Annotated in this window: 24 protein-coding genes; all 24 read left to right on the forward strand. The window is 32.7% G+C overall.

What is annotated here, in order from left to right; translation table 11 throughout:
* The first annotated feature begins 34 nt into the window (after positions 1–34).
* On the forward strand, positions 35–1,189 hold the full coding sequence (locus BG05_RS05525; RefSeq protein WP_002184564.1) for a glycosyltransferase family 4 protein: 1,155 nt from the start codon (positions 35–37) through the stop codon (positions 1,187–1,189).
* Positions 1,174–2,274 carry a glycosyltransferase family 1 protein gene (locus BG05_RS05530; RefSeq protein WP_002184565.1) on the forward strand — a complete coding sequence of 367 codons (1,101 nt, stop codon included), beginning with the start codon at positions 1,174–1,176 and terminating at the stop codon, positions 2,272–2,274. Before BG05_RS05525 ends, BG05_RS05530 begins: the two co-directional genes overlap by 16 nt.
* Positions 2,275–2,331: 57 nt before the next feature.
* A complete protein-coding gene (locus BG05_RS05535; RefSeq protein WP_002184566.1) occupies positions 2,332–3,423 on the forward strand; it encodes a hypothetical protein in 1,092 nt (363 codons plus the stop codon).
* Between the two features lie 30 nt (positions 3,424–3,453).
* Entirely contained in the window at positions 3,454–4,356 is a 903-nt protein-coding gene (locus BG05_RS05540) for a glycosyltransferase family A protein (RefSeq protein ID WP_002184567.1), read from the forward strand.
* Positions 4,357–4,506: 150 nt separating this feature from the next.
* Complete coding sequence (locus BG05_RS05545) at positions 4,507–5,580, forward strand: EpsG family protein (protein ID WP_002184568.1); 1,074 nt, start codon at positions 4,507–4,509, stop codon at positions 5,578–5,580.
* A gap of 103 nt (positions 5,581–5,683) precedes the next feature.
* Positions 5,684–6,424 carry a glycosyltransferase family 32 protein gene (locus tag BG05_RS05550; RefSeq protein WP_002184569.1) on the forward strand — a complete coding sequence of 247 codons (741 nt, stop codon included), beginning with the start codon at positions 5,684–5,686 and terminating at the stop codon, positions 6,422–6,424.
* A gap of 9 nt (positions 6,425–6,433) precedes the next feature.
* Positions 6,434–7,630, forward strand: coding sequence for a glycosyltransferase (locus tag BG05_RS05555; protein WP_002184570.1), 1,197 nt, complete (start codon positions 6,434–6,436; stop codon positions 7,628–7,630).
* 84 nt (positions 7,631–7,714) lie between these two features.
* Positions 7,715–8,746: a glycosyltransferase gene (locus BG05_RS05560; RefSeq protein ID WP_002184571.1), complete on the forward strand. Its 1,032-nt coding sequence runs from the start codon at positions 7,715–7,717 to the stop codon at positions 8,744–8,746.
* Positions 8,747–8,763: 17 nt separating this feature from the next.
* Positions 8,764–9,924: a polysaccharide pyruvyl transferase family protein gene (locus BG05_RS05565; RefSeq protein ID WP_002184572.1), complete on the forward strand. Its 1,161-nt coding sequence runs from the start codon at positions 8,764–8,766 to the stop codon at positions 9,922–9,924.
* A 13-nt stretch (positions 9,925–9,937) separates the two neighbouring features.
* Complete coding sequence (locus BG05_RS05570; RefSeq protein ID WP_033734336.1) at positions 9,938–11,128, forward strand: glycosyltransferase; 1,191 nt, start codon at positions 9,938–9,940, stop codon at positions 11,126–11,128.
* 12 nt (positions 11,129–11,140) lie between these two features.
* Positions 11,141–12,322 carry a glycosyltransferase gene (locus BG05_RS05575; RefSeq protein WP_002184575.1) on the forward strand — a complete coding sequence of 394 codons (1,182 nt, stop codon included), beginning with the start codon at positions 11,141–11,143 and terminating at the stop codon, positions 12,320–12,322.
* 20 nt (positions 12,323–12,342) lie between these two features.
* The gene (locus tag BG05_RS05580) at positions 12,343–13,524 is read left to right on the forward strand and encodes a glycoside hydrolase family 88 protein (protein ID WP_002184576.1); all 1,182 of its coding nucleotides are present in this window, start codon (positions 12,343–12,345) and stop codon (positions 13,522–13,524) included.
* A 72-nt stretch (positions 13,525–13,596) separates the two neighbouring features.
* On the forward strand, positions 13,597–14,763 hold the full coding sequence (locus BG05_RS05585) for an acyltransferase family protein (RefSeq protein ID WP_003192586.1): 1,167 nt from the start codon (positions 13,597–13,599) through the stop codon (positions 14,761–14,763).
* A gap of 128 nt (positions 14,764–14,891) precedes the next feature.
* Positions 14,892–15,818 (forward strand): SP_1767 family glycosyltransferase, encoded by a 927-nt coding sequence (locus tag BG05_RS05590; protein WP_002184581.1) that lies wholly within the window; start codon positions 14,892–14,894, stop codon positions 15,816–15,818.
* Positions 15,819–15,861: 43 nt separating this feature from the next.
* Positions 15,862–16,869, forward strand: a complete 1,008-nt coding sequence (locus BG05_RS05595) for a glycosyltransferase (protein WP_033734338.1) — start codon at positions 15,862–15,864, stop codon at positions 16,867–16,869.
* A 48-nt stretch (positions 16,870–16,917) separates the two neighbouring features.
* Positions 16,918–18,465 (forward strand): lipopolysaccharide biosynthesis protein, encoded by a 1,548-nt coding sequence (locus BG05_RS05600; RefSeq protein WP_002184583.1) that lies wholly within the window; start codon positions 16,918–16,920, stop codon positions 18,463–18,465.
* A 347-nt stretch (positions 18,466–18,812) separates the two neighbouring features.
* Positions 18,813–19,409: a sugar transferase gene (locus BG05_RS05605; protein ID WP_002184584.1), complete on the forward strand. Its 597-nt coding sequence runs from the start codon at positions 18,813–18,815 to the stop codon at positions 19,407–19,409.
* Between the two features lie 13 nt (positions 19,410–19,422).
* Positions 19,423–20,055 (forward strand): acetyltransferase, encoded by a 633-nt coding sequence (locus BG05_RS05610; RefSeq protein WP_002184585.1) that lies wholly within the window; start codon positions 19,423–19,425, stop codon positions 20,053–20,055.
* Between the two features lie 13 nt (positions 20,056–20,068).
* Complete coding sequence (locus tag BG05_RS05615; protein ID WP_002184586.1) at positions 20,069–21,238, forward strand: aminotransferase class I/II-fold pyridoxal phosphate-dependent enzyme; 1,170 nt, start codon at positions 20,069–20,071, stop codon at positions 21,236–21,238.
* 1,030 nt (positions 21,239–22,268) lie between these two features.
* The gene (locus tag BG05_RS05620; protein WP_002184588.1) at positions 22,269–24,206 is read left to right on the forward strand and encodes a lasso peptide isopeptide bond-forming cyclase; all 1,938 of its coding nucleotides are present in this window, start codon (positions 22,269–22,271) and stop codon (positions 24,204–24,206) included.
* Between the two features lie 14 nt (positions 24,207–24,220).
* Complete coding sequence (locus BG05_RS30495; protein ID WP_000808480.1) at positions 24,221–24,352, forward strand: paeninodin family lasso peptide; 132 nt, start codon at positions 24,221–24,223, stop codon at positions 24,350–24,352.
* Between the two features lie 106 nt (positions 24,353–24,458).
* Complete coding sequence (locus BG05_RS05630; RefSeq protein ID WP_002184589.1) at positions 24,459–25,388, forward strand: aldolase; 930 nt, start codon at positions 24,459–24,461, stop codon at positions 25,386–25,388.
* Positions 25,388–25,687, forward strand: coding sequence for a lasso peptide biosynthesis PqqD family chaperone (locus BG05_RS05635; RefSeq protein WP_000095761.1), 300 nt, complete (start codon positions 25,388–25,390; stop codon positions 25,685–25,687). Before BG05_RS05630 ends, BG05_RS05635 begins: the two co-directional genes overlap by 1 nt.
* A 45-nt stretch (positions 25,688–25,732) precedes the next feature.
* Positions 25,733–26,185: a lasso peptide biosynthesis B2 protein gene (locus BG05_RS05640; protein ID WP_001021513.1), complete on the forward strand. Its 453-nt coding sequence runs from the start codon at positions 25,733–25,735 to the stop codon at positions 26,183–26,185.
* Positions 26,186–26,200: the final 15 nt, after the last annotated feature.

Genomic DNA, 26,200 nt, shown 5'->3' on the forward strand with positions numbered 1-26,200 from the left:
AGTTACAATATAACAATTGTAGGGTGATATATATATGGAAAATAAAGTATTATTTTGTGCGACGGTAGACTTTCACTTTAAAGCATTTCATTTGCCGTATATGAAATGGTTTAAAGAACAAGGCTGGGAAGTCCATGTTGCTGCTGCTGGCAACATAGAACTCCCATATGTGGATAAGAAGTATGACATTTCTATTCAAAGGTCACCTTTGCAATTTAAGAATATTAAGGCTTATAAAGAGCTGAAAGATATTATTGATGAAAATCAATATAAAATTATTCATTGTCATACCCCGATGGGGGGAGCCGTTGCACGTTTGGCAGCAAGAAAATCTAGAAAGCATGGAACAAAAGTTTTATATACTGCGCATGGATTTCATTTTTGTAAAGGTGCCCCGCTTGCAAATTGGCTGTTATATTATCCAATTGAAAAAATGCTAGCAAATTATACAGATTGCCTCATTACAATTAACCAAGAAGATTATAACTTGGCTGTTCAGCGAAAGTTTAAAGTACCTAAAATTGAACAAATTCATGGGGTGGGAGTGGACACAGAATATTTTAAACCAGTTAGTGAGGCTCAAAAGAATTTTCTAAGGATTGAGATGGGTTATAAACCGGATGATTTTTTAATGTTTTATGCGGCTGAGTTTAATAAAAATAAAAATCAGCAGTTTTTGATTCGTTCATTGGCCTTAATAAAAGATCATGTTCCCAATGCGAGGCTTCTATTGGCTGGGAATGGTCCTTTGATAAATGATTGCAAAAATTTAGCTAAACAAATGGGCGTATTTGAAATGATAGATTTCCTTGGTTATAGGAATGATATTGCAAAAATTTTACCTATTTGTGATATTTCTGTTGCATCCAGTCTACGTGAGGGGTTACCAGTTAATATTATGGAAGCGATGGCTTGCGGATTGCCTGTTATAGCTAGTGAGAACAGGGGCCATAAAGAGTTAATTCAAAATGGTGTAAATGGTTGGACAGTAGGTCGTGAAGACATACAGACAATGGCAGAAAAGATAAAATATCTTGCTGAAAATAGTAGCTTACAAGGCATATTCGGAGAGTCTGGTCGTGAGATTATTAAAAATAATTATGCCGTCAATAAAGTATTAGAAGAAAAGAGCTATATTTACACCATGTTTATGAGTGGAACGGAGGCGTTAGATTGGATTGTCCATTAAGAATCTTACATGTTGTAGTCAATATGAACCGTGGTGGTGCAGAAACCCTTATTATGAACTTGTACCGGAATATAGATCGAAATAAAGTGCAGTTTGATTTTCTTACTTGTAAGGAAGGTGTTTTCGATACAGAAATATCAGAATTAGGTGGGAAAGTGCACAGGATTCCATATATTACTGATGGTGGTCATAACGAATACATAAAGTCTTTAGATAATTTTTTTGAATCTCATCAAGAATATAAGATTGTACACTCACACATGGATAAGATGAGTGGATTTGTGTTACGTGCAGCTAAGAAAGCCGGTATACCAGTTCGTATCGCACATAGTCACAATACTAGCAGTGAAGGTGGAGTTGCTGCGAAAGTATATAAGTGGTATGCAGGGAAGTATATATTAAGAAGTGCGACACATCTTCTAGCATGCTCGGATGCAGCATCTCGCTGGTTATTTGCAGGTGAAACAGATACTGCCACGATTTTAAAAAATGGAATTGAGCCTGAAAAGTTTTCATTTTCCCCCGAAATTAGAAAACAGATAAGAGAGGAACTAAATCTTACAGTTGATAACTTTGTAGTAGGGCATGTAGGGAGGTTTGCGCATCAAAAAAATCATGGATTCCTTATAGAAGTGTTTGCTCAGTTAGTTAAACTTAGAAGAGATTCCGTTCTTGTTTTGGTGGGGGATGGTCCGTTACGGGTAAAGATTGAACAAAAAGTGGAAGAATTAAATTTAGGGGCTAATGTAAAGTTTCTTGGCATAAGGAGCGATATCGACCATTTACTTCAAGCTTTTGATGTATTTGCATTCCCATCGATTCATGAAGGATTGCCTGTTACTCTTATAGAAGCGCAAGGAGCTGGGTTATCTTGTGTGATCTCGGATGCGATAACTAAAGAAGTAGACATGGGAGCAGGTCTAGTGAGTTTTGAAAGCATAAATACCTCCCCCGAAATATGGGCGCAGGATATATTGGATGTCAATAAACGTATGCAAGATGTAGAAGGGTATATCAAGAAAGAAGGATATGATATAAGTAAATCGGCTACTTGGCTTGAGAATTTTTATCTTCAAGCGCTTTAATTAATAGTAACTTCTATATTTTAAATAATGTCTAAAGGATTAAAAAGGAGCACAATGATGTCAAGAGTTTCATGTTGTCTTAGGCTAGGAGAAGTTCCGCTGCATCTCTATAATATAACTGCAGGTTTTGTTCTACTTGCTCGACAAGGAGTAATAGACTTGAGGATAGAGAAACTTAGTAAGAATCATCAAGATCAATTACCCTACAATATGATGGAAATTATAATCAACGGGAAAACTCGAGTGTTATATGATGTTAATGATGGTTATGATAATTTGCTTAAGCAAAATCAGGATTATGTTGAGTTTATGAATGTGTTGTTAGAAAAATACGACTTTTACTTTAAGCGAAGTTTTAATAGCTTTTATAATTCAAAGTTAAGGCATAAGGAAAAAATTTATCCTCTTGGATTAAATTATATGGTTACAATACCTGGAAATATTGCACATTCACCGACGCCTCAAGATCCACTTAGGGAGAAAATTAAGAAAATAATACGGAAGGTTCCGTTGTCTCAATATTACAATGGTTTATATCGTATTAATTCTTTTGAAGATATACCTCATAAGGAAATAGATTCAAAAATTCTTTTTATGGCTAGGCTATGGGATGTAAATGGAGATTATGAAGGACAAATTTCTTCGAATAAAAAGGAAGAACGTGCATATATTAATGATTTTCGAGCAACATGCATTAGACTTTGTCGAAAAGAGTTTGGAGATAAATTTTATGGAGGAGTAGCACCATCAGAATTTGTATATAAAAATTATGCAGATATTGTTATAGAAGACGGAAAAGCTACTGAACGGAATAATTACCTAAGAAAGGTAAAAGAATCTGCAATTTGTATTGCAACTATGGGATTACATCAATCTATTGGTTGGAAATTTGCAGAGTATGTTGCAGCAAGCAAGGCTATAGTAACAGAAGAATTACATTATGAGGTCCCCGGTGATTTTCGTGATGGTCAAAATTATCTTGTTTTTAAAACACCAGAAGAATGTATAAATCAAATATATACTTTATCAAATGATGAAAATTATAGATATCAAATGATGATTAACAATTATAGATATTACCATGAATATGTAAGACCTGATAGATTAGTATTAAATAGTATATTAACAATATTAGGGGATGAATTTTAATAGATTAGATGATTGATGGAGAGATGTAAATTGAAACCTATTCTTACAATTTTTACACCTACATTTAACCGTGCTTACACGCTGCATTTATGTTATGAAAGTTTAAAGCGACAGACAAGTAAGGATTTTGTTTGGTTAATTATTGATGATGGATCTACAGATGATACAAGAGAGTTAATAGAAAATTGGATTTCCCAAGGCAGTATCTCAATTCAGTATCATTATCAAGAGAATCAGGGAATGCACGGGGCACATAATACTGCTTACGAATTAATTGATACGGAACTTAATGTTTGTATTGATTCTGATGATTATATGGCGGATGATGCCGTTGAAAATATCACTCGTTTTTGGAAGGAGTATGGAAGTAATGATTACGCTGGCATAATAGGATTAGACGCTAATCCAAATGGAAAAGTTATTGGAACGATGATGCCGGAACATGTGAAGGAATCTAAACTGACAGATTTGCATGCGAAATATAAAGTCACAGGTGATAAAAAGTTAGTTTATCGATCAGAGTTAACACGAAAAACCCCACCATATCCAATATTCTCGGGCGAAAAGTACTGTCCTCTAAGTTATAAATATATTCTTATTGATCAAGAGCATCCGTTACTCATCATGAATAAAGTTCTTTGTCATGTTGAGTATTTAGCAGATGGATCTAGCATGAACATTATTAAGCAATATAGAAAGAATCCCCAAGGGTTCTCATTCTTTAGAAAAGTTGCTATGAAATATGCTCCTACATTAAAAGAAAAATTTCGAGAATCTATACATTATGTATCTAGCAACTTGATGATCAAAAACTATAAATTTCTCATTGAGTCCCCATGTAAATTTATTACTTTGGTGGCTACACCTTTTGGGATTATGCTTCATTTTTATATTCAAAAGACAAGTAAAGCTACTGTTTTGAAAAATAAATAGTAGGTCTTTAATTAACTATGTATTTTATTGTCACATGTATTTAGATTGTAAGAGAAATATAGGACTGACAGGCTATATTATTGAATTATTTGGTTAAAGAATAGCAAAGAGTTTTATATTTACAATCTGTAATATGAAAGGAATTTAAAAATGTTTATACTTTGGGTTACGCTGGCTTTAGTTTATATTCTTTCTTTTTTAGCAAGATATTTTTCTACTCCTGTAATAATGGGACCACACATTGTTCAATCAAAGCCCAATAAGCTGTTAGTATTTTTGACAATAGTTATTCTTGTAATGGTGTCTGGTCTCCGTAATAATATCGGGGATACTTTTTTTTATATGTATTCTTATAAAAAAGATACGTTTGATTGGGAACATATAAAAGAAGGAAAAGATATGGGTTTTAATGTGCTTCAGATGATTTTAAAACAGTTCTCTAATGACCCTCAAATATTGATTTTTGTAACGGCACTGATAACAAATGTGCTTATTGTGTTGGTTTTATATAAATATACAAGAATGTTTGAATTAAGTTTATATGTATATATAACAGGTGGAATGTATTTAATATCAATGAATGGGATAAGGCAATTTCTTGCAGCAGCAATTATTTTTGCTGCAACAAAATATATATTTGAAGGTAACTGGAAAAAGTATATTTTAATTATTCTATTTGCATCAACAATACATCAAACTGCACTTATCCTTATTCCAATATATTTTATGATTAGGAGAAAAGCATGGTCATGGGAAACGTATGTAACTCTTTTTTGCTCTGTATTCATAGTTATAGGGTTTAATCAATTTTTAGATACGTTATTCTCAGTCATAGGAGATAGTCAGTATGGAGATTACAAGAACTTTTCTGAGGGCGGAGCAAATATACTTAGAGTTGGAGTTAATATTCCTCCAATTATTATTGCTTACATTGGAAGAGAGAAACTTAGGGAAATATTTCCTAAAAGTGACTATGTAGTAAATATGTCTATATTAGGACTTGTATTCATGATAATTTCAACACAAAATTGGATTTTTGCAAGATTTTCTATATATTTTGGATTATACCAATTAATTTTAATTTCATGGATTATAAAATTATTTACTGATAAAGACCAAAAACTAGTTTATTATGCAATATTAGTATTTTATTTTATTTTCTATGCATACGAGAATGTAATAACATTAAACATTATTTATAAAAGTAATTTTTTAAATTTCTAAGTTTTTTAAGGTGAAATATGTTAATGACTAGTTGATCAATGAAATATGGAAATTTAGGTGTATAGGTATATTATTCTATATAGTTTAGAAAGGGGATACTGAGTTGGCATTTACAGAAAAGATTCCACGCATCATTCACTATTGTTGGTTTGGTAAAGGAGAAAAACCTATAATAGTAAAAAAATGTATAGATAGCTGGAAAGAGAATTTAGCTGGTTATGAAATAATTGAGTGGAATGAAGATAATTTTGATATAAATTGTAATTTATATGTCAAGGAAGCCTATGAACACAAAAAATTTGCATTTGTAAGTGATTATGTAAGAGTATACGCTCTTTATAAATTTGGAGGGATTTACTTAGATACGGATGTGGAGGTATTCAAATCTTTTGATGATATGCTACATCATGATTCATTTTGGGGATTTGAACAAGAGAACTATATAGCTACAAGTACAATAGGAGCGACTAAAGGAAATGTGTTAATAAGAATGTTTCTAGATTCATACGAAGTAAAAAGTTTTATTAAAGAGGATGGAAAGTATGACAGTTTAACCAATGTGGCCATTATAAGCGAGATACTAAAAAATAAAGGATTACAGTTGAATGGAGAATATCAAGAAATAAGTGGGATAGGAGCCTTCTATCCTCAAACATATTTTTCTCCATATGATTATATTAACTGTAGAAAATTTATTACTCCAAATACATATGCAATGCATCATTTTTATAAAAGTTGGTTACCACCTAAAGCAAGATTGAAGAGTGGTTTAAAACTGTTAGCATCTAAGGTTATAGGTGGAGAAAATATAGCGCGGATAAGAAAATTTGTTACAAAAAATTAGGAGGCATATATGAAGGATATACTGGTGGCCTCATTTGATATGGAAGTTGGAGGAGTAGAAAGAAGCCTTATAAGTATGCTTGAGGGTTTTGATTACAAAAAATACGCTGTTGATTTAATGCTGTATAGACATCAAGGGGATTTTATGGAATTAGTTTGTAACAAGGTAAATTTATTAGAAGAAGTTCCACAATACACCACCTTTAGGAAGTCAATCGGAGAAACTTTAAAGGATAAAGAGTATGGCATTGGATTTTCTAGAATTTTATCTAAGATAAATACTCGTTTTGCAGGAAAAGCTAAAGGAATAGTAGAGACAGGATATTATCAAATGCAATTAATGTGGAAATATGCTATTCCATTTTTACCTAAACTAGATAAAGAGTATGATGTTGCAATTAGTTATTTGTGGCCGCATTATTTTGTAGCAGATAAGGTCAAGGCTAAGAAAAAAATAGCATGGATTCATACAGATTATTCTACAATTGAGACAGATATAGAGATGGATTTAAAAGTATGGAATAAATTTGATTGTATTGTAGCTGTATCAGAGGCATGCAAAAATTCATTTTTAAAAAAATATAGTGCATTAAAAAATAAGGTTATAGTAATGGAAAATATAACCTCCCCGCAGTTTATTAGAGACATGGCGAATGAAGAAATAGATACCCCTATGCTTCTTGATAACCGTTTTAAAGTTATAACTGTGGCTAGACTATCTCATGCAAAAGGAATCGATAATGCTGTTAGGGCTTTAAGGATATTGAAAGATAAAGGCTATGAGAATATAGCCTGGTATGTAGTTGGATATGGTGGAGACGAAACAATGATTAAAAATCTAATAAGGGATTTGAAATTAGAAAATAGCTTTGTATTGCTAGGAAAGCAAATTAATCCATATCCATATATAAAAGAAGCTGATTTATATGTCCAACCATCTAGATATGAGGGGAAAGCTGTTACAGTAGGAGAGGCTCAGATACTTGCAAAACCAGTCCTAATTACAAATTATACAACCGCAAACAGTCAAGTGAAAAATGGGGTTGACGGATATATTACGGAATTATCCATTGAAGGAATAGCAGATGGAATAGAAAAATTGTATAAGGATGCTACCGTAAGAAAGCAGTTAGCTAACAATTGTAGTAATACTGATTATAGTAATAAGTATGAATTAAATAAGTTGTATGAAATTATAGAGGCTTAAAAGTTTATTAAGTGTATTGGTACAACTACAAAAATTTTTAAAAATGAAAGTATAAGGGATTCAAAGCAAAGGGGTGATTTGCCCATGAATAGAAATGTCAGTGTAATTATACCGGTTTATAATGCTGGTAAATATATTACTCGGTGTATAGAATCACTGTTAAATCAGGTGCTTCATAACTGCGAATTTATCTTTATTAATGATGGTTCAACGGACAATAGCGTAGAGATTATTGAAAAGTATAGGGCACTAGATGACAGGATTATACTTATAAATCAAAAAAATCAAGGTGTGAGTATTGCAAGGAATCAAGGACTTCTTATAGCTAATGGTGAATATATTGGATTTGTTGATGCTGATGATTATGTAGAAGCGGATATGTATGAAACTCTGTATAATTCAGCAAAACAAAGCAATTGTGATGTAGTTATATCAAATTTAAGAAGTGAGATTGAAGGGCATAAGGTAACAATTGAATATCCATTTCCAACTAATATCGTTCTAAAAAAAGAATATATAAATAAAGAGATACTACCCTATTTTCTTAAAAGCGATAATTTAAATACTGCTGTAAACAAAATTTATAAAAATAGCATAATAACGAAAAATAATGTGAAGTTTCCAGAGAAGGTCGCATTAGGAGAAGATGGAATGTTTAATATTCAATTTTTTAGCAATGCAACTAATATGGAATATATAGATTATACGGGATATTATTATAGGGATGTAGCGGGTAGCGCAACTCGGGATATCTCAAAAAAAGATTATTTCAAGCGAGCTGTGGAAGTATATAATATGGAACTACCGAAAATTTACATCGAAAAGGTCGATAAGGCAAAGATACGTGAATTGAAATCAAGAAAGTTTATAAATAGTGTAATTTCCTACGTATATATTTATTTTGAACCGTCTAAGGAAATACGGTTTAGTGAGAGATATGAATACATAAAAAATATGATATGCAATAAATATGTTAGAGAGGCATTGCCGCTATATTGTGAAGTAACTTATAGCAAGCTTGGTAGATATGAGAAATTTTTAATAAATATGATTAAAAGAAAATCTACTGTGGGGTTATACTTCGCAGTCTCTTACAGCAGGCTTAGAAATAAATAAAACTGGAGGAATTTAGTGTGAAGTTTATGATGTTTGCCCATGGGGGCAGTTTGAATAGAGGGTGCGAAGCGATAGTTCGAGCTTCTACAAATATTATAAAAGAAAAAATAGATGGAGCAAAAGTATGTTTGGCATCAGATAGGCCTGAAACAGATAAGGTAATCAATAAGTTAGATTATATATATGATGGTTCTAGCCGCAGTCTGAAAAAATATTCATATGATTGGTTATTGTCCTCAGTTAAAGTAAAACTCTTTAACGATGAGTCTTATGCATTAGGGAAAATTCATCATAACATAATAAAGCATATAAAAAGTTCCGATGTATGTTTATCTATCGGAGGGGATAATTATTGCTATGGAGAGCAACCTGGGTGGTATGAGATTGATAGAAGAGTAAAAATGCAGGGGAAAAAGCTAGTACTATGGGGATGTTCTATAGGAGAAGAGGATATGTCTGAAAGAAAGTTGGAAGATCTAAAGCTCTTTGATTTAATATTAGCACGCGAAAGCCTTACCTATAATATGTTAATAAAACAAGGATTAAATAATGTTCAATTGTGTGCTGATGCTGCGTTTACAATGGAAAAAGAAGAATTGGAGTTGCCTAATGGATGGCAGGAAGGAAATACAATGGGTCTTAATTTTAGCCCGCTTGTATGGAATAGAAATGAGAATTCTCAAGTCGCGGTAAGAGAGTTAATTAATCATATATTAAATACTACAGATATGACGATTGCTCTTACACCTCACGTTATTGAAGATGGGAACAATGATTACGAAGTTCTCTACAAATATTACCAAGAATTTAAGGACACAGGCAGAGTGATTCTGTTACCAGATAACTTAAATGCAATACAGTATAAGGGGTATATAGCTAGAATGCGTTTCTTTATAGGAGCTCGAACGCATGCAACTATAGCTGCTTACTCTAGTTTTATTCCGACTATGGTATTGGGATATAGTGTAAAGTCCAAAGGGATATCTAAAGATATATTTGGGGAAGAAAAATTAGTTTTAGATATAGAGGAGATATCTGATAGTAATAAATTAAAAGCAAGATTTGATGAGATGGTACGGGAGGAAGAGGAAATAAGGCAAAAGCTACGACAATCTATACCTAATGTAAAGAAAATGTCCTACAAAGCAGTAGAGTATTTGAAAGAATTGTCTAATTAATTTGGGGTATATTATGAAAAAAAAACTACTATTTGTTATGCCTAGTTTATCTACTGGTGGTGGAGAGAAAAGCTTGATAAATCTACTATCACAAATAGATTACAGTTTATATGATGTAGATTTATTTTTGTTTAGTAAAACAGGAACATTCATGAATTCAATACCAAGAGAGGTAAATATATTAGATTTGCCAAGTGATTATAAAATATTTGCATCGAGCCTTAAAAATTCAATAATGGGCTTTTTAAAGAATGGGCAAATTAAATTGGTATATTCAAGATTAATGTTCACCATCAAGAATAGATTGATAAAGAATGCTGCTATTTCAGAACAGTATACATGGGAATATCAAAGTAAGTCATTTGAAGTTTTAAGGAAAGAGTACGATGTAGCGATTGGTTATCTTGAGAAGTCTTCAATATATTTTGTAGTTGATAAAGTGAATGCGAAAAAAAAGGCCGGATGGATACATACAAACTACTCGAATTCAGGTATGGATCGTCAGTTTGATAATCCATATTTTGAACAACTAGATAATCTAATAACGGTTTCGGAAGAGTGTGCAAAATCGTTACAAGAAAATTTTCCACAACTAAAAAATAAAGTTACGATTATATATAATATAGTAGCTCCTAGCATTATATACGATTTATCTAAAGAAGATATAGAAGATGACAGTTTGTTTGATAGACATTATACCAATATTATTACTGTCGCCAGATTAAGTCATGAAAAGGGTTTAGATTTAGCGGTGAAATCTTGCAAGTTACTTCTTGAAAAAGGATACAAGATAAAGTGGTACGTATTAGGGGATGGAAATGAAAAAGATGCATTAGAACGTTTAATAGAAGATCATCATCTATCAAACCATTTTACAATTTTGGGGGTTCGAGAAAATCCCTATCCTTATATACGAAAAGCAGATATATATGTGCAACCATCTAGGTATGAAGGTAAGTCTATAGCAATTGATGAAGCAAAAATATTGCATAAACCGATAGTGGTGACCAACTTTGAAACTGCAAAAGATCAAATGAATCATGGAATAAACGGAATTATTGCTGAGATGTCTGAAGAAGGAATAGCAACTGAAATTGAAAGGCTTATCAAAGATATAGAATTAAGGGAAAGAATCGTAAATAATTTATCTACAGAAAAGTTAGGAACCGAAAAAGAAATAAATAAGCTCTACGGAATTCTTTAAAAGGTGATTATTATGAAAAAAGACGTATTATTTGTTATCAATAATTTGAACTGCGGTGGGGCTGAAAAGTCATTAATCTCTCTGTTGAATACGATGGATTACTCTCGCTATAATGTGGATTTATTTTTATTTAAGCATGAAGGTTTATTCCTTAATAAAATCCCTAAACAAGTGAATGTATTGGAAGAACCTTCTGAGTATCAGTTGTTTGATATGCCGATAAAAGCAGCTATCATGAAATGCTTGCGACAAGGAAGACTAGATATAGCCTTATCAAGGGTTTGTGCAGGTTACATATTTAAAAGTGAAAAAAACAAAGCCCGTTGTGAACAGAGAGTATGGCGATATCTATCAAAATCTTTACAGAATATAAGTAAAAAGTATGATGTAGCGATTGGGTACTTAGAAAAAAACCCAGTTTACTTTTGTATAGACAAAGTAAATGCGAATAAGAAAATTGGTTTTATACACACTGATTATGACAAATTAGGAATGGATCCTAGCATTGATATGGGTTATTTTCGTTCATTGGATCATATAGTGACGGTGTCTGAGGAATGTGCCAATGTTTTAAAACAAAGATTTTCTATATATAACGACAAAATAGGTGTTATTCATAACATCGTATCTCCAAGTACGATAAATAAAATGTCACAGGAAAAGGTAGATCTAGAGCGTAAAGGGGTAAAGCTTGTTTCTGTAGGAAGGTTAAGTCATGAAAAGGGATTTGATTTGGCTATAGAAGCATGTAAGAATCTGGTTGGAGATGGATATGAAATAAAGTGGTATATCATTGGAGAAGGGGAAGGGCGAGGTAAGTTAGAAAAAATGATAGAAGAAAATCAACTTCAAGATCATTTTTTACTGTTAGGACTGAAAGAAAATCCCTATCCGTATATAAGAGAAGCAGATATATATGTACAACCATCCAGGTTCGAAGGAAAATCTATCGCAATAGACGAAGCAAAAATACTGCATAAACCAATAGTGTTAACAAATTTCAGTACAGCTAAAGACCAAATTAAAAATGAAGAAAATGGGCTGATTATAGACATGGATGCTCACTCACTTTCGGAGGGAATTAAGAAATTAATACATAATGAAGAATTAAGAAATAAGTTAATAAAGAACTTATCAGATGAAGAGCTAGGAACCGAGTCGGAGATAAAAAAATTATATACATTATTTAAGTAGTATAGAAAGGACATAATTATATGGTTATACAGGCAGCGTGCTTTGTGTTACTTGCCGTAATTGCAATTATTGTAGTGATTGATTTCATTCCTATAGGAAAGAATTGGTTGGGAAGAATAAAAATAGGAAGATATACGGATAAAAGCTTATGGAATCAGTCAATCACTCATATAGGTGTTAAGTGGCTAAATAAAACACCAAAGATTAAGGTAACTGATAACACAAGATTAATAGCAATTGATATGTTGAAAGGAAATTATACGAAAAGCGCTATACAGCATTGGCAAGAAGCATCTTTAATATTAGGGTTGTCTGAATACCTGAAATATAATGATGACAGAGCAGTAAAACATGAAATCACAAAGTTTTTGAACTCCAAATTTGATTCTAACGGTCAGTGGGTACACAAACCTCAGTATGTAGATGGAGCAATACTTGCTTATGCTATTATGAAGCTGGATTTTGAGGAGATAGATAAATATAAAAAAGCTTTGGATGCTACCTGGGAAATGATACAAGAGCATATAGGTGAGGATGGTACGATAGAATATAGAAAGTTTATGAAGGGGTATCGATACGTAGATACTATTGGTTTCATATGTCCATTCTTAGTGACTTACGGCATTAGGTATAACAAAAGTGAGTGTATAGATTTGGCTGTAAAGCAGATTAAAGAATATGAAACATATGGAATGTTAAACTTAAGTCATATACCATGTCATGCTTATAGATTAGAAGATAAAGTTCCCCTAGGTTTATATGGCTGGGGAAGAGGTCTTGGATGGTTTGCTATAGGTCTTATAGATACCTGGAATGAATTACCAGAAAACAACGGCTATAAACCTGTATTAGAAGAAAGTGTACGTGAATTTGCAAAAGCTACGATGAAATTTCAACAACAAGGCAATTGGAATTGGACTGTAACCAGGAACGAATGCGGACCAGATTCCTCCGCTACATCCACACTGGGGTGGTTTATGTTGAATGCAGCAAAGATAGAAGATATTTCAAAGGAATGTTTGGAAAGTGCAGATAAAGCTATCGGTTATTTGATGGGAGTGACAAGAAGAAACGGAGCGGTCGACTTCTCTCAAGGTGATACGAAGGATATAGGTGTATATTCTAAGTTATTCGATATATTGCCATTCACACAAGGGTTTTGTATTAGATTAATTAATTTACGTAATAATTATAAAATTTAGTCATCCTTATAAGGATGACTAAATTTCAATAGTCAGATTAATAAATTTTATTTTAGAACAGAGGGAAGAATTATGACGAGACGTTATAAAGAATTGGATTCCCTTCGGGGTATTGCTGCAATCATTGTTCTATTAGGACACTTCTTAGCATTATTTCCGATATTAGGTAAAAAGGTAATGTATTCAACATTTGGAGCCTATTTTTCTATATTATGGCAAGGTCATTCGGCTGTTATTATATTTTTTGTGTTAAGTGGATTTGTTCTATCCTTGCCTTTTTATAAAGGGACGGAATTTAATTATTTAAAGTATCTTATTAAAAGAGTTTGTAGGATTTACATTCCTTATATTGTGATTCTTTTTATTGCAATAGGAATTAAATTGGGGATTCATTCTAAAATTGGTACCATTCCTGGTTTGGTACAATGGGGTTCATGGAACATAGAAGTTTCTTTTAATAGAGTAATGGATCATATTTTATTCTTGAGAGAATTTAATTCTGATGCGTTTATTATGGTGATTTGGTCATTAGTTCACGAGATGCGAATTTCCATAGTGTTTCCTTTAATTATTTTTCTTTTACTTAGAGTAAACTGGAAAGTAAGTATTGGGATAGCGATGTTTTTATCAGTTATTGGTTATTTATTAATGAAGAACATTCCAAGCGAATTTAATATGCCAGTATCCACCAATTACTTTATCACATTACATTATAGCTCAATGTTTATTATTGGTGCACTACTAGCCAAAAACAGAGAATATTTAGTGAGTAAAATTATTAATTCAAAAGTAAAATATATATTATTGCCTTTAGGTCTTTTATTTTTTAGCTATCCACGTATCCCATTTATGTTACTTTCCAAACTAATTGGTGAAATTGATTATGATTTGTATCTTATTATCATCGATTGGTATATATGTTTTGGTGCAGTTTTAATTATTCTATCCGCTCTAAGTTCAAAACTATTTTCTAAATTATTACTGATTAAACCAGTACAATTTATAGGGGAAATATCATATAGTCTTTATTTAGTACATCCAATTGTTCTATTAACAACAGTTCATATTTTCTATGGAAAGATATCAGTGCCTTTAATTTTATTAATTTCTTTCTTATTTACTATGGTTGTGTCGGTCTTATGCTATAAATTTATTGAAATTCCATCAATAAAAATAGGCCGGAAACTTGCCACTAAAAATTCTAGAGGCGATGTTTCGGTGAGAAAAAAGGCTAGTTGAAAAATTGGAAAATAATAAGAATAAATATTATGTAAGATGTGAATAGAGGGATAAGAGTAATTTTCTTAAGAAAAAGAGGAAAGATAATCTAATGCTCTATCGAGAAAAGTATTAGAAAGGAGCTTGGTATGGTGCAAATAAAAATAAAAAGTATGTTAGTTTTTATTTGGAATAAATGGATCGATATCAAAATTCAGAGTTTGAATCGATTAACTATCATAAAAGATCGATTCACGAAGTGCTTTTTCAAGCCCCCTAGAATTCAATCTATAGATGAAACTTTAAAAAAAATTATTCATGATAAAGCTTCCGTAGCCAGGTATGGTGATGGTGAATTTAAATTAATTCATAATCTAGATATAACATTTCAACGGGCTGATCATTTGTTATCAAAAAGATTAAAAGAAATATTGCTAAGTGAAGATGAGAAGTTCTTAGTTTGTTTGCCGGATGTTTTTCAAGATTTATCAAAATATGCAGATGAACCAAAGGATTATTGGAGTCTTCATACTGCAAAATATAGATTAAAGTGGTATAAAGACTTGAAGAAGGGAAAAGTATATTATAATTCCTTTATATCGAGATTCTATTATCCCTTTCGAGATAAGTCAAAATGTAAAGAATGGTTTATATTATTAAAATTAATATGGAAAGATAGGGATATAGTTTTAATAGAGGGTAGTAAGAGTAGATTAGGTATTGGAAATGATCTGTTTGAAAATGCTAAATCAATTGAAAGGATTTTAGTACCAGAGGAGCACGCATTCTTACATTACAATAACATCTTAACAGCAGCAAAAAAAAATAATAAATCTAAATTGATTCTATTAGCAATAGGGCCTACTGCTACTATATTAGCATATGATTTGTATAAAGAGGGATATCAAGCAATTGATATAGGGCATGTGGATATTGAATACGAATGGTTTTTAAGACAAGCAAAAACTAAAATCAAAATTGAAAATAAGTACGTATGTGAAGCGGGTGCTGGACAAAATGTGGGCGATATTCAAGATGAGAAATATTTAAGTGAAATTAAAGCTGTAATAAGATAGGCATGAGGGTTTAACTTATGTAAGTAATGTAGAGGTGAAAGGATTGCATGAATTAATAAGTGTTATTGTTCCCATATATAATGTGGAAAAATGGTTAGCTAGATGTATTGAAAGTGTTTTAAAACAGCCTTTCGTCAATATTGAATTAGTTCTAGTCAATGATGGTTCAACAGATAAATGTGGTGAAATATGTGAAGAATATTTAGAAAAGGATAATAGAATTAAAGTAATCTATAAAGAAAATGGAGGAGTGAGTAGCGCAAGGAATGCAGGGATCGAGGCTGCTACAGGGAAGTATATAGTGTTTATAGATCCCGATGATGAGGTAAGCGAAAACTATTTTACTAGGTTATATGGTATTGCGGAAGATAAAAAGTGTGATGCTGTAATATGCGGATACAAAACTGTTCCAAATAATAATAGTATTATTCCTAACTTCAAATTAGATACTGTTATGAACGGGAGAGATTTTGTACTGAGCTCTCCAAATGTTCATTCCAAGAATGATCTATGCTTTGCATGGAGGTATATATACAATTTAAGCATTATAAAAGAAGAAAACATCAGATTTAATGAACAAGTGTTTATTGGAGAAGATGTTATTTTTAATTTAGAGTTTTTATTGCACTCACAAAGGGTATGTGCAGTCTCAGAAGTTCTTTATTTTTATACTATTAATAATCCAAATAGCTTAATGAGGGTTCCGTATAAACCAAATTTAGAGAACAGTTTAGTTTTACAATATCAAATGAGAAGACAACTTTCACAAGAATTTGGTTTACTACACGATAAGCAATTTAAAAAAGATATGGCTAATTATTATATAAATCACATATATAGACTCTTGATTAATAATTTAAAAAGCGCCCCTAATGTGGATGTTAATAATGCTTTTCGTAGAATAGTGAATTATGAAATGTTCTCAGATAGTGTAAAAGGAATTGGTTTTTCATATCGATGCAATAACTTTAAGGAGTATATATATTATTTAGCAATAAAGTTTAAAGTGTATCCTTTAATAGTTGCAGCATATAAAAGAGAAATCAGGTAATGCTCGTGGGTTGAAAGTGATTTCATACTTTCTGAAGTGGGAGGAAAAATGAGAGTTAAAAATTCAATAATTAATATATCAGCCGGTATAGGTAGTCAAGTTATTATTACGTTACTAAGTTTTGCTTCCAGAACCATATTTATTACTTATTTAGGTGTTGAGTATCTGGGGGTAAATGGATTATTTACTAATATATTAGGAATGTTATCTTTAGCTGAAGCAGGAATAGGATCTGCTATCATATATAATCTATATAAACCAGTGGCAGAAAATAATCAGGATAGAATCAATATGCTTATGAATTTTTATAGAAAGGCATATATGGCAATAGCTTTAATAGTATTGTTACTAGGATTACTTTTGTTACCTTTTCTTGGATATATCGCTAAAGATGCAAAGGTAGACAATATTCATTTTATTTATATTATATTTTTAATTAATACAGCTTCATCTTATCTATTTTCTTATAAAACCTCATTTTTAAATGTTTGTCAAAAGGGATATATTGTTACAGGGATTTATTCTATCTCATCTATTATATCTACTTGCATTAAAATAGGAATTTTATACTTTACGCATAGTTATATTTTATATCTAATAATCGATATTATTATAACAATCAGTACCTCTGCGTTCTTGGCTATATTGGTAGATAAGATGTACCCATTTTTAAAAAATAAAGCAGCAAGCAAATTAGATAGTGAAACCAAAAGTAATATTGTTAAAAATGTAAAGGCTTTAGTGCTACATAATATAGGTGGATATATTGTCTTTGGTACTGATAACATGTTAATTGCGTCTTTTGTCAGTGTTACAGCTGTTGGATTGTATTCAAATTATTATATGTTAATTAACATTTGTAGAACCTTTATAAATCAAATATTTGATAATATTAATCATAGTGTAGGGAATTTGGTGGCAAAAGAAAGCGATGAAAAAATTTATAGTATATTTAAGATTACTATGCTTTGTAATTTTTGGATATACTCATTTTTTTCCATATTTTTATATATTATAATGCAACCCTTTATTACTTTATGGATTGGTTCGAAATTTATTATGGATATAAGTGTGTTAATTATATTAATGATGAATTTTTATGTATCAGGAATGAGACGCTCTATATCTATGGTCAAAACAACATCAGGGATTTTTCATGAAGATAGGTATGCGCCCTTTTTAGAGGCTGCCGTGAATCTGGTGGCTTCTATTGTCTTGGTGCAATATATGGGCATAACAGGTGTTTTTATTGGAACACTTATAAGTACACTAGTGGTTCCATTTTGGATTGCTCCTTATTTAGTATATAAGAAAGTATTCCGTAAACCGGTTAGGGATTATTTTTTAAAATATACTTACTATGTGATGATAGGGCTAGGAGCTTGTGTTATCACAAGTTTAATATGTGGTCTTATTCCGTATAATGGATTACTAGAATTAATATTAAGAGGGATGATTTGTTTAATAATTCCAAATACTATTTATGTATTTGTTTTTTATAAGACAGATGAATTTAAGTATTTATTTGGAGTTGTTAAAAGTATAATGGGAAACCTGAGGGTGAAAATTCAGTCAAACAAAAAGGGCACTTTTTAATTTGAAATCTACATTTCTATAATCCTGTTACTAACCCAATCCATCGAGCACCAGCGCCTAATGAATTGACACAAAATTATAATGCTTTAAAGTAAGAGCAAGTAAATAAAAGGAAAATATTAAGAATCTTTTAGAAATGAAACACCACTATGTTCTGTTGAATATGGTGGTGTTCTTATTACTGAGTATTTTAATTAAATATTTTGCATGACATGTCCCTAAATAAAAAAGTAAATCAATTCGTTATTTTTCAACTATGAATGGGGCTGCTTTTTATGAAGATAGAAGTTTTAGGCAGTTATAGAGTAGAGGTTAATACATAAACCAAATTAGGAGTATGATTATATATGAAAAGACTTTTCGATTTGTTCGTTTCTTTGTCATTATTGGTGTTTCTTTTACCTCTTATTATAATAGTGGCTGTTTTAGTTAGAATTAAGTTGGGTTCCCCTATCATATTTAAGCAGCAACGCCCGGGATTGCATGGTGTCCCTTTTTTTCTTTATAAGTTTAGAACTATGACTGACGAGAAGGATAGTGAGGGGAATGTGTTGCCCGATGATGTAAGGTTTACCCGTTTCGGAGGGTTTCTGAGAAAATATAGTTTAGATGAATGGCCACAGTTGTTTAATGTTATAAAAGGGGACTTAAGTTTGGTAGGTCCAAGACCATTATTGATGGAGTATTTGGAACTATACACAGAAGAGCAGGCCAAGCGACATAATGTCAGACCAGGGATTACGGGATGGGCCCAAGTAAATGGCAGAAACGCGATTTCTTGGGAGGAAAAATTTGATTTTGATGTATGGTATGCAAAAAAACGGACTTTTTGGCTTGATATGAAAATTTTGTTGTTAACGGCAAAGAAAGTATTTAAGTCAGAAGGAATCAATCAGGTTGGGCATGTAACTGTGGAAAAATTTAATGGTACAAAGAATTCTTGAGGAGGTGAGATGGATGCGAATAATTATGATTGGGGCAGGTGGTCATAGTAAAGTAATCCGAGATATTATCCTATCGTATGGAAATTATGAAATCATTGCGCAATTAGATGATGTGTATAAAGAGTTAAAAATTGAGGATGGTGTTTATTTTGGACCTATTTCTGCAGCTGTAAAGTTAATGGATGAGCATGTAGATACAAAGTTCGTGATAGCTATAGGGAATAACAGAACAAGAAAGATAATTATGGAGCAGTTAGAGATTCCCAGTCATCGCTATGCGACGCTTATACATAAACAATCTATTGTTAGTTTAAGTGCAAAGATTGGAGCTGGTACGGTTATTATGCCAGGTGCAATTGTTAATGCAGATGTTGGAATTGGGAATCACGTTATTGTCAATTCAGGCGCTATTATTGAACATGATAATAAGGTAAATGATTTTGCACATATTTCCCCCAATGCAGTGCTTACAGGATCCGTTACTGTAGGAACAGGAGTACATATAGGAGCAGGAGTTAATGTGATTCCAAATATTACAATTGGCGATTGGTCCGTTATCGGTGCCGGAGCAACAGTGATCCGTGACATTGTAGCGAATTGTAAGGCAGTTGGTATTCCAGCTAGAGTAATAAACAAAGAATTATAGGAGAGTGTTTAAAGTGGTATACTCACAGGAAAAAACAAGAATCTATCTCTCCGCTCCACATATGAGCGGTAATGAACAAAAATATATAGGGGAAGCATTTGATATGAATTGGATTGCTCCACTTGGTCCAAATGTAGATGCGTTTGAAAGTGAACTTTCATCCCATGTTGGAGTTCTTGATGCGGCTGCAGTTAGTTCAGGAACCTCTGCTATCCATTTGGCACTTCGCTTACTGGATGTAAAAGATGGAGATACGGTGTTTTGTTCAAGCCTTACTTTTATAGCGAGCGCAAATCCAATTTTATATTTAGGGGCTAAACCAGTATTTATTGATTCTGAGCTTGAAACGTGGAATATGTCGCCACAAGCTTTAGAACGTGCATTACGTGATGCAAATGAGAAAGGAGTACTTCCGAAAGCTGTCATTGTTGTGAATCTATATGGACAAAGCGCTAAAATGGATGAGATTCTTTCGTTATGTAATACATATAATGTTCCAGTAGTAGAAGATGCAGCGGAATCACTTGGTTCTTCCTACAAAGGTAAAGCGAGTGGGACATTCGGGAAATTCGGTGTTTATTCATTCAATGGCAATAAAATCATTACAACCTCAGGTGGAGGTATGCTTGTTTCGGATGATGTCGAAGCATTGAGAAAAGCAAGATTTTTAGCTACTCAAGCAAGAGATCCGGCTCCACACTACCAACATAGTGAGGTTGGATATAATTATCGTATGAGTAATATTTTAGCAGGTGTAGGTAGAGCACAGCTGCAGGTCTTACAAGAGAGAGTACATGCAAGAAGACGAATATTCGATAGATATTATCAAGAATTATCTCATATTCCAGGGATACAGTTTATGCCTGAGTTAGAGGATACTTATTCAAACCGGTGGCTTACAGTTCTTACTGTAGATGAAGAAAAAACAGGAGTACCGATTCAGGCATTACTGAAACAACTGGAAAATGAAAACATTGAGGCGCGTCCTGTTTGGAAGCCTCTTCATATGCAACCTTTATTTGAAGATGTAATGTATTATCCGCATAGTGAGGGTGAGGATGTTTCTAGAAAATTATTTGAAACAGGCGTATGCCTTCCGTCTGGATCAGGTATGACAGAAAAAAATCAGACAAGAGTTATTACATGTATTAAGAATATATTGATGGTAAGTGCTGGCATGTAAAGATAAAAAATAGAAACAGCTTTAATTAAGAAAGGTGTTAATGAACTAGAAGGATTTAATATCTCATTCAGTGCTGTTTTTGTGAAATCTCATTTTACTAAAAAAAATTTTCTTTGAATGAAAGTCACGGCAATCCCTATAAAGAGTGAAATAGTAAGCGTACATAATCTTATGGTAAATGCGGATGGTATTTTTTATTAGTGGTAAACGCATATTATATCATCCCCTTTGTGAAAATGGTATAAATATAAAAAGGTTATTCTCCTGTTTCGATTAAAGAAGCAGGAGAATAAAGTAATAGAGAACATAACACGTGAAAAATCAACTTTAATTAGTGGGTTAATAATAAATTATATAAAATATCATAGCACAGAAATTTTAAAAATATAAAAAGATGAAAATTCTCCTGTTTATTTGTAAGATATAACGTTTATCCTGCTATTTATGAGTATTAAGAGCACTACCTTAAGATTTTAGGGAAACTAAGAAAATAGATGGAATGTTCGTAAAAGCTCGATTGGTGAGATTAATAGTCGGTAGGGATGTAAAGCCTCCTACCGATTAAAGTTTTACTGTATTATTTGTTCTTACAGTTACTAAAAAAGATACATAAATATTCGTTTTATTGAGTATATAGATACTTGACAATGCAATAGTGAAATGGTAATCTGAGTTTATATTCTTTATAAAGAATATAAACGTTTTATTGATATATTAAATTCAGTGATTTTTATTTATATAAAATTCAGATGGTAATATTTTGATTCGAATTAAGAAAATCACACCTTTGTTCTTTTTTTGAGAAAATTAAAATGCGAGGGTTTACAATAGGATAGGTAGCTTGAAAGCTTGAATACTTCAACTGAAAAAAGATTTAAGGCTATAAAATTTGGTTTTAAAATCTGTTATGCGTAAATGAGGTAGTTTGAGGAAAGGGTTTTCTGGTATATTAATAACATTTTTTTGATATATCTAGTAATTTGCTTATCCATTGGGTTTTCCCTTAATTGTCTCGTAGTGGGAGGAAAAAATGAGTGCAATAACCGGAATTTACCATTTAAATGGAGAACCGATACCGCCTGAACATAGGATTGGAATCATGAAAGATTTATCTCGTTATCCAGGTGACAATACCGATATATGGCACAAGGAAAATATTTTTTTTGGCTCCCATGCAAAATGGATAACATCTGAATCTATTAATGAACAATTACCTTACTATGATTATGAAACACAGTTGGTTATAACTGCTGATGCTATTATTGATAATCGCAATGAATTATTCGATAGATTGCAAGTAGACAAGGTACATAGAAGAGAGATGCCTGATAGTAAGTTGATTTTACTCGCTTATCAAAAGTGGGGAGAGCATGTACCAAAGTATCTAATTGGTGATTTTGCTTTTATGATTTGGGATGAGAGAAAGCAATTGCTTTTTGGTGCACGTGATTTTTCAGGAAGTCGGACTTTTTACTTTTACCGCAATCAAAATCAATTTGCTTTTTGTACTAGCATACAGCCGCTGTTTTCTTTACCGTACGTCGGGAAGGAATTGAATGAGCAATGGTTAGCTGAATATTTAGCGATACCTAATATGCTTGATACAATAGACGCATTTTCAACAGTGCATAAAAATATAGAGCAAGTCCCGCCTTCTCATACTATCTCCGTAGTTAAGGGAAGAGTTAGTATTGCGAAATATGACACGTTATTTGTAGAGGAGCAGTTGCAACTCAAATCAAATGAAGATTATGAAGAGGCGTTCAGGGACGTATTTGAAAGCGCAGTAACATCAAGGTTACGTACTCATCGTAATGTTGGTTCTCATTTAAGTGGGGGATTAGATTCAGGAGCTGTTGCTAGCTTTGCCGCGAGAGCCCTGCAAAAAGAGAACAAAAAATTATATACATTCAGCTCAGTACCTGCGGAAGGGTTTACTGATTGGACTCGTGGTCATACGATTGCTGATGAAAAGCCATTTATTCAAACTACAGTACAACATGTAGGGAATATTAAAGGGAATTATTTGAATTTTCCGGGAGAAAATTCTTTCTCAGAAATTGATGATTGGCTTGAGATTATGGAGATGCCATATAAATTTTTCGAAAATTCCGTCTGGGTGAAAGGAATTTATGAAAAAGCCCAACAACAAGGGATTGGGGTGCTCTTAAATGGAGCGAGAGGAAATTTCACAATCTCTTGGGGGCCAGCTTTAGATTATTATGCGATTTTACTTAAAAAGTTCAGCTGGTTGCAGCTTTATCGTGAAATTGATTTGTATGGTAAGAACGTTGGGGTCAAAAAATCGAGAATACTGAAAGTTATAGGGGAGAAAGCATTTCCATCGATAAAAAACATGTTTTCCTCGGAACAGCAATACGAACTGCCAACGTTAGTTAGTCCAGAACTTGCAAAACGTACTGATGTATTTAGAAAGCTTGAAGAACATGGTGTGAAAGTAACAGGGGCTTCTATCCCAAATATATATGAAATAAGGCAGAAACATTTTGAACAGCTAAACTTGTGGAATACAACGGGTACAAGTGGAACAAAGCTCTCCTTGCGTTATGGTTTACAAGGGCATGATCCAACGAATGACTTACGGGTAATTCGATTCTGTTTATCGTTACCACTCGAACAATTTGTTCAAAATGGCTTAAATCGTGCACTTGTCCGGAGGTCCACAAAAGGATTTCTTCCTGACAAAGTAAGATTAAATCAGCGTGTGCGGGGAATACAGGCAGCTGATGTGGTTCATCGCATGATTCCTTCATGGAAAATGTTTATCGAGGAACTTCAGCAGCTTAGTAAAGACCCAGTGGCCTCTAACTTTTTTAATATGGAGATTATTAAGAGCGCGATTTTGAAAATTCAAGGAGAACCACGAGTAGAATACGTGTTTGATCCAGATTTTAGAATTTTGATGCGTAGTCTTATTGTCTATCGATTTATCAAAAAATATATTTGAAAGGGGGTGAAATTATGAAACAAGAATGGCAATCACCAGTATTAGAAGTACTTGATATCAACATGACAATGGCTGGACCTGGAAAGAGACTTGTTGACCAAGTTTTTGAAGATGAGGATGAGCAAGGCGCTCTTCACCACAGCTAATGCACTAATATTTAAATAAGATTTATATGCTTTACAGCCCTTATATAGTTTAATTACGGTATAAGGGTTTTTTTAATCAATTTTTCAACTATTTGGAGTGAGAAAGATGATACATACTGTAAAGAAAGAGATTTACAAAGCCTTCGGATTAGCCCTATTAAGTGAGATTCCCCTGCCGGAATTGCCTCAAGTAAGTAATTACGAAAATGAAGTAGACGTAAAAATAGAAACTGCAGATTTGTCCCAATTATGGGGAGAGTTATCTTCTCCGAAGTCAGTGTTTGTAGTTGAAGAAGAATTAATTATGTTTCAAATCCCCGAAACTGCTACGTTTTGTATTCAAAATGGAGAAAAAATCATTGTTTCACCTATGAAAGGGTCTGATCAAGATAAGATTCGGCTTTATATTCTTGGGACTTGTATGGGGGCATTGTTGATGCAGAGAAAAATACTCCCTCTGCATGGAAGTGTAATAGCCATCAATGGAAAGGCGTATGCTTTTGTAGGAAGATCAGGAGCTGGAAAATCAACTCTTGCATCAGCCCTTTTAAGCAAAGGCTATAAGCTTTTGAGCGATGATGTAATTGCTGTGTCTCTTTCTGAGGATAATACTCCTTTTGTTACACCATCTTACCCGCAACAAAAGTTATGGAAAGAGAGTCTTGATCAGTTTGGAATGGAGACAGCGCATTATCAGCCATTATTTGAAAGGGAAACTAAATATGCTGTCCCCGTTACAGCTAACTTTTTCGAGGAACCATTACCATTGGCAGGTGTATTCGAGTTAGTGAAAGTAGAAAATGGGGATGTTGAACTTCAGCAGATTGAAGGACTGGAGAGACTACGCACATTGCTACGTCATACATATAGGAATTCATTAATCCCACGATTGGGGATGATGGAATGGCATTTTATGCATTCAACAAATATCGTAAACAAAATAGATATGTTTCAATTGAGACGTCCTATTTCAAAGTTTACGGCACATGATTTAGTATCCAAAATTCTAGAGTCTTTAAAAGAGGAGGAAAAATAATGAGTAGTAAACAAACAATTTCATTACACAGTTTTGTTGTACAAGGTCAGGAAAATGTAGTGAGCGATATGGATGGGGAGAAAGTGATGATGAGCATCCATAATGGGAAATACTATAACTTAGGAGGTATAGGTGGTGAAATTTGGAGTTTAATTAATGAATTAATATCTGTCAATCAAGTGATCGATATATTATTGTCTCGATATATGATTGAAGAGGCAGAATGTAAGGAACAAGTACTCTCTTTCTTAAATCATTTGTATGCAGAAGGGTTAATCTCGGTTGATGAAAAACTTTGATTTTTAATTGAACGTTCCAGATTTAATAGATTAGGAGTAGAATCGATGAATATCATAAATAAAGCCAAAGCTTTCTTGTCGTTCGATATGGGAACAAAATTATTACTTATAGAAGCTTTCTTTTATTTAGGCTGGGCTCGTATTCTTAAAAGTATACCGTTTTCTAAAGCTGCTCCTATATTAGGAATTCATATGGCAGAAACGTCTTTAAGCTATGATGAATCGGAAAAGATTACGTTAAGGAAAATTTCTCAAGCAGTGCATATGATGAGCCGTTATACATTTTGGGAAAGCCAGTGTCTCGTTAAAGCTATCGCTGCAATGAAAATGTTGGAGAAGCGTCAAATTGAAAGTACCCTTTACTTAGGGACCGCGAAAGATGAGACGGGAAATATGATTGCCCATGCGTGGTTACGTAGCGGGCCCTTTTATATTACTGGCGTAGAAGAAATGAAGAGATTTACCGTTGTTGGTAAATTTGCAAAAAGGATAGGGTAAAAAAATCTTGAAGGA

The sequence above is a fragment of the Bacillus mycoides genome (genome assembly GCF_000832605.1).
Classification (GTDB): domain Bacteria; phylum Bacillota; class Bacilli; order Bacillales; family Bacillaceae_G; genus Bacillus_A; species Bacillus_A mycoides.